The sequence below is a fragment of the Inquilinus sp. genome, from assembly GCF_057815775.1.
Genome location: NZ_JBYRFX010000681.1, coordinates 1 through 7,454, shown reverse-complemented (window position 1 = coordinate 7,454; position 7,454 = coordinate 1). Strand labels below are relative to the sequence as shown.

At 70.7% G+C, this 7,454-nt stretch carries 7 protein-coding genes and 1 other annotated feature; of the genes, 3 read left to right on the top strand and 4 right to left on the bottom strand.

Annotated features, from left to right (window positions below):
* Nucleotides 1–719: FUSC family protein (locus tag AC3XYG_RS23675; RefSeq protein ID WP_489142321.1), on the bottom strand; the 719-nt coding region annotated here is incomplete at its 3' end.
* Between the two features lie 138 nt (nt 720–857).
* Here AC3XYG_RS23675 and AC3XYG_RS23670 point away from each other — a divergent pair.
* Genes AC3XYG_RS23670 through AC3XYG_RS23660 form a run of 3 tightly spaced genes read left to right on the top strand, consistent with a single transcriptional unit; the run spans nt 858 to nt 3,908 of the window.
* Nucleotides 858–1,997, top strand: a complete 1,140-nt coding sequence (locus AC3XYG_RS23670; protein ID WP_489142320.1) for an ABC transporter substrate-binding protein — start codon at nt 858–860, stop codon at nt 1,995–1,997.
* A gap of 13 nt (nt 1,998–2,010) precedes the next feature.
* Nucleotides 2,011–3,093: a FecCD family ABC transporter permease gene (locus tag AC3XYG_RS23665; RefSeq protein ID WP_489142319.1), complete on the top strand. Its 1,083-nt coding sequence runs from the start codon at nt 2,011–2,013 to the stop codon at nt 3,091–3,093.
* Nucleotides 3,084–3,908 carry an ABC transporter ATP-binding protein gene (locus AC3XYG_RS23660; RefSeq protein ID WP_489142318.1) on the top strand — a complete coding sequence of 275 codons (825 nt, stop codon included), beginning with the start codon at nt 3,084–3,086 and terminating at the stop codon, nt 3,906–3,908. The genes AC3XYG_RS23665 and AC3XYG_RS23660 overlap by 10 nt, the downstream gene beginning before the upstream one ends.
* Nucleotides 3,909–3,929: 21 nt before the next feature.
* On the opposite strand, the gene AC3XYG_RS23655 is transcribed toward AC3XYG_RS23660, so the two are convergent.
* The 3 genes from AC3XYG_RS23655 to AC3XYG_RS23645 all read right to left on the bottom strand — a co-directional run.
* Nucleotides 3,930–5,228: a leucine-rich repeat-containing protein kinase family protein gene (locus AC3XYG_RS23655; protein WP_489142317.1), complete on the bottom strand. Its 1,299-nt coding sequence runs from the start codon at nt 5,226–5,228 to the stop codon at nt 3,930–3,932.
* A gap of 13 nt (nt 5,229–5,241) precedes the next feature.
* The gene (locus tag AC3XYG_RS23650) at nt 5,242–6,726 is read right to left on the bottom strand and encodes a SulP family inorganic anion transporter (protein WP_489142322.1); all 1,485 of its coding nucleotides are present in this window, start codon (nt 6,724–6,726) and stop codon (nt 5,242–5,244) included.
* 69 nt (nt 6,727–6,795) lie between these two features.
* Nucleotides 6,796–6,851 (bottom strand) — a sequence feature (sul1 is cis-regulatory element that is thought to sense ions involved in sulfur or methionine metabolism; They are found in Alphaproteobacteria).
* Nucleotides 6,852–6,895: 44 nt separating this feature from the next.
* Nucleotides 6,896–7,454: helix-turn-helix domain-containing protein (locus tag AC3XYG_RS23645; RefSeq protein WP_489142316.1), on the bottom strand; the 559-nt coding region annotated here is incomplete at its 5' end.

Below are 7,454 nucleotides of genomic sequence, written 5' to 3'. Positions count from 1 at the left end.
TGCCACAGGCGGCGGACCGAGCGGATGATCGGCGCCGGATCGGCCGGGCCGATCAGCGTGCCGACCCGTTCGCGCCGGGCCTCGCCGATCTGGGTGTCCGCCTTGGCCAGGGTCTTGCGCAGGCGGAGGTTCAGCGCGGTGGGATCGCCGCCCGCCCCGTCAAGCCGGCCGGCCAGCAGGGTCAGCAGCGCGGCGCAGTCGCCCAGCGCTTCGGCGGCGCTGTCGCGCAGATGGTCGCCGGCGCGGGCCGGCAGCACCAGCAGCGCCGCCAGCACGCCGACGACGCCGCCGAGCCCGATCTCCGCCACCCGCTGGAAGGCCGCGCCCAGCGGGTCGGCATGGGTCGGATCGGCCAGCATGACGATGGCGGCCGAGACCGGCCCCAGCCGCAGGTTGGGCTTGCGCGCGCCGATATAGACGGTGACCAGCATGACCACGAGCAGCACCGCCCCCGTCCGCACCGGCGACGGGCCGGACAGGATGGCGCCGCCGACCCCGAGCACGGCGCCGAGCAGCGTGCCGAGCAGCCGGTCGAACGCCGCGCCCAGCGTCGCGCCCAGGCTGGCCTGCATCACGATGACCGTGGTCAGCACCGACCAGTAGCCCTTGGACAGGCCGAGTGCGTCGGCCAGCGCATAGGCCACGACGGCGGCGATGGCGGCGCGGGCCGCCTGGCGCAGCAGGACGGAATCGAGGGCAAGGCGTGGCAGGCGGACCATGGCGACTCCGGCGCGATCGTCCAGAGCATGCCAGAGACCACATGACAGCCGCAGCCTCGAAAGACGAGATTGAAAAGCACTCGCAATCGCAATCCCTGCATGCTACCCCGCGACAGGTCAGAGCAGGAGGGTTCCAGGATGCGATCGATCCGGTTCGTGGCCGCCGCGGTGCTCAGCCTGTGCGCCGGCGCGGCCTTGGCGGCGGAGGAGGGCAAGGTCGAGGTGACCGACCTGGCCGGCCGCACTGTCGAGGTGCCGGAGCATGTGAACCGCATCCTGCTGGGCGAAGGCCGGCAGATCTACATCGTCGCGGCGCTCGACCGCGAGAACCCGGTGGCCCGCATCGCCGGCTGGAAGGACGAGTTCAAGCGGTCCGACCTGAACACCTACCAGCTCTACCAGGCGCGCTTCCCCGCGATCGACGCCATCCCCGACATCGGCGACCCGTCCGAAGGCACCTTCAACACCGAGGAGGCGATCGCGCTGAAGCCGGACGTCCTGTTCCTGCTGCTGGGCCAGAAGGCGGCGGCCGAGGAATCCGGGCTGATCCAGACGCTGGACGCAGCCGGCATCGCCACCGTCTTCATCGATTTCCGCGACGACCCGTTCACCAACACCGTGCCCAGCGTGCGGCTGTTCGGCCAGATCCTGGGCCGCCAGGACCGCGCCGAAGAGTTCATCGCCTTCTATGAACAGCAGATGGCCCGGGTGATGGACCGCCTGGCCGGGGCGAACATCGCGCGGCCCAAGGTGATGATCGAACGCGCCGCCGGCAGTGGCTGGGGCGCGGAATGCTGCGCCTCATTCGGCGACGACAATTTCGGCCGCATGGTGCGCATGGCCGGCGGCATCAACATCGCCGCGGATCTGATCCCCGGCACCTTCGGCGTGCTGAACCCGGAGCAGGTGACGGTCGCCAACCCCGACGTCGTCATCGCCACCGGCGCCAACTGGGCGTTGTTCGTGCCGGATGGCGGCTGGGTCGGGCTGGGCCCCGATGCTGACCAGGACCTGGCCCGCAAGCGGCTGGCGGCGCTGATGCAGCGCCCCGCCTACACCGGCGTCAAGGCGGTGGCCGACGGCCGCGTCCACGCCATCTGGCACCAGTTCTACGACAGCCCGTACCAGTTCATCGGGGTGCAGCAGATCGCCAAATGGCCGCATCCGGAGCTGTTCGCCGACCTCGACCCCGAGGCGACGTTCCGCACCCTGCATGAGCGCTTCCTGCCGATCCCCTATCGGCCGGGATACTGGGTATCGCTGTCCCCGGCGAGCTGAGGACCAAGGACCGATGACCGACCGCGCCGCCCCGGCACCGATCGACACCCATCTGCAGGCCGGCCGCGTTGCCTATCGCGGGCTGGCGCGCCGCAAGCTGCTGGTGCTGCTGGCCCTGGCCGCGGCGCTGCTGGTCAGCCTGGTGCTCGACATCGCCATCGGCCCGGCGCGCTACGGCGTCGGCGAGGTGGTGTCCGCCCTGGTGACGCCCGATGCGGTGCCGGCGACGCTGCGGGTGGTGATCTGGGACATCCGCCTGCCGGTGGCGCTGATGGCCGTGGTCGTCGGTGCCGCCCTGGCCGTCGCCGGCGCCCAGATGCAGACGGTGCTGAACAACCCGCTGGCCGACCCGTTCACCCTGGGTATCTCGGCCGCCGCCAGCTTCGGCGCGGCGCTGGCCATCGTCCTGGGCGTCGCGCTGGTGCCGGCGCTGACTGCCTTCGTGGTGCCGCTCAACGCCTTCCTGATGGCGCTAGTGGCGGCGCTGGGCCTGCATCTGCTGAGCCAGCGCCGCGGCGTGACCACGGAAACGGTGGTGCTGCTGGGCATCGCCATCGTCTTCACCTTCAACGCCCTGCTGTCGCTGCTGCAATACGTCGCCTCGGAGCAGGCGCTGGCCGCGGTGGTGTTCTGGACCATGGGCAGCCTGGGCAAGACCACCTGGGGCAAGCTGGGCATCACCACCGCGGTGCTGGCCGTGCTGCTGCCCATGATGGCGCGCCGGGCCTGGGCGCTGACGGCGCTAAGCCTGGGCGAGGACAAGGCCCGCAGCTTCGGCATCAATGTCCGCCGCCTGCGGCTGGAGACCATCCTCGGGGTCAGCCTGCTGGCCTCGGTGCCGGTCGCCTTCGTCGGCACCATCGGCTTCGTCGGGCTGGTCGGGCCGCATGTCGCCCGCATGCTGATCGGCGAGGACCAGCGCTTCTTCCTGCCTGCCTCCGCCCTGGCCGGGGCGCTGATGCTGTCCGCCACCTCGATCGTGTCGAAATCGATCGTGCCCGGGGTGATCTTTCCGATCGGCGTCATCACCGCGCTGGTCGGCGTGCCGTTCTTCTTCAGCCTGATCCTGTCCAGCCGGCGCAACACATGGCAGTGACCCCCACCCCCGTCACGCTCGAACTCCGGGACGTCTCGGTCGCCTATGGCAGCCGGCCCGTGCTGCACGGCATCACCACCCCGGTCATGGCGGGCGGCGAGGTGACGGCGGTGATCGGGCCGAACGCGGTCGGCAAATCCAGCCTGTTCCGCCGCATCGCCGGGCTGATCGGCGGCGCCGGCGAGGTGCGGATCGACGGCCGCGCCGCCACCGGCTGGGCCCAGGCCGATCCGACGCGGCCCTGCCACCTGCCGCAGGAAGCGGCGGTCAACGCGGTGTTGACCGTCTTCGAATCCGTGCTGCTGGCACGCAAATACACCGCCGGCTGGCGGGTCGGCGATGCCGATGTCGACGCCGTCACCCGCACCCTGGCGCTGCTGGAGATCGACGACCTCGCCATGCGCAACCTGGGCGAACTCAGCGGCGGCCAGAAGCAGCTGGCGTCGATCGCCCAGGCGCTGGTGCGCGAGCCACGCATCCTGCTGATGGACGAGCCGACCAGCGCCTTGGACCTGCAGCGCCAGGTCGAGGTGCTGACCCTGATCCGCGACCTGGCCCGCAGCCGGGATCTGTGCGTGCTGATCGCGCTGCACGATCTGAACCAGGCGGTGCGCTTCACCGACCGGGTGCTGGTACTGAAGGACGGCCGCGTCGCTGCCTGCGGTGAGCCGCGCGCCGTGGTCACCGCCGAGATGCTGCGCGACGTCTATGGCGTCGAGGCGCGGATCGAGACCTGTTCGGATGGCATGCCGATGGTGCTGGCCGACCGCTCGACCCGCCGCCGCATCCCGCTGGAGCGGCTGGCGGCCGAGTAGCCCCGGCCCGGCCGATCGTCGCTATTCCGCCCGGCCGATCGCCGCCAGTACCTCTGCCATCAACGGCCGCGCCGACGGGGCGGGCTGGACGCAGTCCTGCTGCAACCGGCGCAGCGGCTCGGGGACTGCCCCGGTGCAGCGGTCCAGCAGCTCGCCCAGCAGCAATCCCCAGGCCCGCACCTCGACGCGCTGCCAGGCCGCGTCCCCCACCCCGCCCCGGAGAAAGGAGGCGGCGCCGAAATCGCTGAGCACGGCATCGCCGGCGGCGCCGTCCCACAGGATGTTGTGGGCATAGAGGTCGCCGTGGAGCAGCCCGCCGGCATGCAGGTGGGCCGTGGCGGCGGCGATACCGCGCGCGATGCGCAGCGCCACGGCCGGGTCGAACCGCAGCGCCGGATCATAGACATCGCGGCTGCAGCTCTGCAGGTCGGGCGGCCCGGCCAAGGCGCGCCAATCCGGCGGCAGCAGCGGCATCAGCAGCCCCTGGGCGCCGGTGGGGTGGCCGGCCACGCGGCCGAAGGCGCTCATCAGGTTCGGGTGTTCGCCCGGGGTCAGGCAGGCCGCCATCTCCCGCTCCGGCAGCCCGTCGCTGGTGACCGTGCCCTTGAACAGCTTCACGGCCACCGACCGGGCTGCGGCAGAATCCGCTGGCTGCCAGGAGGCCTGATGGACCCGTCCGGACGCCCCCTCGCCCAGCAGCGGGCCCAGCTGCAGGTGCCGCCAGTCGACGGACGCAGCTTCTGGGGCGGTGACGGTCCGGTCCCACGAATTCCCCGCCCAGGCCAGCCAAGCCAGCCGCGGCAAGCCCGCCAGCCAGGGCGGCAAGGCGTCGAGATCGTTGGCCGACAGCCGCAGCAACTCCAGGCTGGATGCTCCGGCAAGGCTCTCGGGCAGGCCGCGCAGGCGGTTGCCGGACAGCAGCAGCTTCTGCAGCAGCGGGCGTTCACCGAGCTCGGCGGGAAGGCTTTGAAGCCAGTTGTCGGTCAAAGTCAGCCAGCGCAGGGCCGGCGGCAGCGATTCCGCCGGCACCTCGCCCAGTCCGGATCCCCGGCAGCCGATCTGGCTGAGCGCCGTGCAGTCGCCGAGGACCGGCGGCAAGCGATCGAACCGGTTGCCGGAGCAGAACAGCACGCGGAGCTTGCGCAGACGGCCCATATCGTCGGGCAGGGTGCTGAGCGCATTGCCGCTGAGGTCCAGCACCTCCAGCGTCTCGGCCAGGCCGAAGACTTCGCGCGGGAACTCGGTCAGGCCGCCGCCCAGCTTCAGCTCGCGGGCGCCAGCCAGCGTGCCACGGCGCAGCGCCTCCAGGGTCGTGGTCATGGGCCGGTCTCGGTCAATGAACGGAGGGCGCGGCCGGCGCCGCGTCCTTGTCGTGCATCGCGAAGCGTTCGACCATCGTCGCGCTGGCGTGGTTCAGGCCGATCACCTCGACCGCGCGGCCATGCCGCCGGGCCTTCAGCACGACGCGGTCGAGAGCGCCGATGGCCGAGATGTCCCAGAAATGGGCGCCGCCGACGTCGATGACGATGCGGTCCAGCGGCTCCAGCACGTCGATCGCATCCGAGAAGGTGCCGGCAGAGGCGAAGAACATCTGCCCCTCCACCCGGTAGGTCCGGGTCCGCCCATCGGCCGAGAGGGTCGAGGTCACGCGGCTGAGGCGCGACACCTTGCCGGCGAAGAACACGCCGGACAGCAGAACGCCGACCAGCACGCCCTTGGCCAGATCGGCGGTAGCGACGACGGTGGCCACCGTGGCCAGCATGACGACGGAGGACGGGATCGGGTTGGTCCGCAGCCGGGCCAGCGAGCGCCAGGAGAAAGTGTTGATCGACACCATGATCATGACCGCGGTCAGCGCCGCCACCGGCACGATGGCCAGCAGGTCCTGCAGGGCGACCAGCAGCACCAGCAGGAAGACGCCGGCGACCAGGGTGGACAGCCGGCCGCGGGCGCCGGAGGAGACATTGATGCCGGACTGGCCGATCATGGCGCAACCGCCCATGCCGCCGAACAGGGCCGAGGCGATGTTGGCGAGGCCCTGGCCGCGACACTCCCGGTTCTTGTCGCTCGGCGTGTCGGTCATGTCGTCGACGATCTGCGCTGTCAGCAGCGATTCCAGCAGCCCGACGGCGGCCAGGGTCAGCGACACCGGCAGCAGGATGCGCAGGGTCTCGAACGTGAACGGCACCGAGGGCAGGCCGAAGCTGGGCAGCGCCGAGGGCAGCTCGCCGAGATCGGCGACGGTGCGGACATCCAGGTGGAACCAGACGCTGACGCCGGTGAGCACGGCGATGGCCACCAGCGGCGACGGGATCGCCCGGGTCAGGTACGGGAAGCCATAGATGATGGCCAGGCCGAGCGCGATCAGCCCGTAGGTCGCCGTGGGAACCCCCACCAGCTGCGGCAGCTGGGCGATGAAGATCAGGATCGCCAGGGCATTGACGAAGCCGGTCATCACCGATTGCGACACGAAGCGCATGAGGCGGCCGAGCTTGAGGAAGCCGGCGGCGATCTGGAACAGGCCCATCAGGATGGTGGCGGCGAACAGGTACTGGATGCCGTGGTCATGGACCAGGCTGGTCATCACCACCGCGGTCGCGGCGGTGGCGGCCGAGATCATCGCCGGCCGGCCGCCGGTGAAGGCGATGACGATGGCGATCACCACCGAGGCGAACAGGCCGATCTTCGGATCGACCCCGGCGATCACGGAGAAGCCGATCGCTTCCGGGATCAGGGCCAGCGCGACGACGAGGCCGGACAGGGCGTCGCCGCGGATGTTGGAGAACCAGTCGCGGGCCAGGGAGGAGCGCATGTTCATGATGGGATACCCGCAATAGACATGGGCCGCCGCCGCAACCGGTGCGGGGACGGTGTGTCTTGTCACTTGCGTTGTCCGGCGGATCGGCGGCCGGAAGAGCCACCCGGGATTGCACCGGGTCCAGTCGAATGGCCTCACACTGCCCCGGCCGGCGCTGCATGGCAACAGGTCATGGCCGGGGCGCAGCCGACTGAGCACCGCGGGCATCGGCCCGGAACTGGGAGGGAGTCCGGCCCGTCGCCTTCTTGAACGCCGCGTTGAAGGTCGAGCGCGAATTGAACCCGACCTCCTCGCCGATGCCGACGATACTGGTGTCGGTGCCGGCCAGCAGGGCGCAGGCCTCGCGGATGCGGTGGCGGTTGACGTATTCGAAGAAGTTGCGGCCGATCCGGTCGTTCAACACCTGCGAGACATGATGTTCGGACGCCCCCACCGCCCCGGCCAGGTCCGACAGGGTCAGGAAATGGTCGCGATGCAGCCCGTCCGCGGCCATCGTCGCCTCGATCCGCGCCGCCAGCCGCTCCATCCGCGCCGGATCGAGCGCGGAACGCTGGTAGCGCTCGGCCTCCGGTTCCGGCGCGGCGGGGGCGGACCGCGGCGACGGCTCGTAGACCGATTCCTGCCGCAGGACGATCAGGCCGAAGACGAAGATCAGGGCGGTCGACGACCATTCCTGCAGCAGCTCGAACCGGAGCTGCCCACCTCCGATCACCAGCAGCACCAGGGTG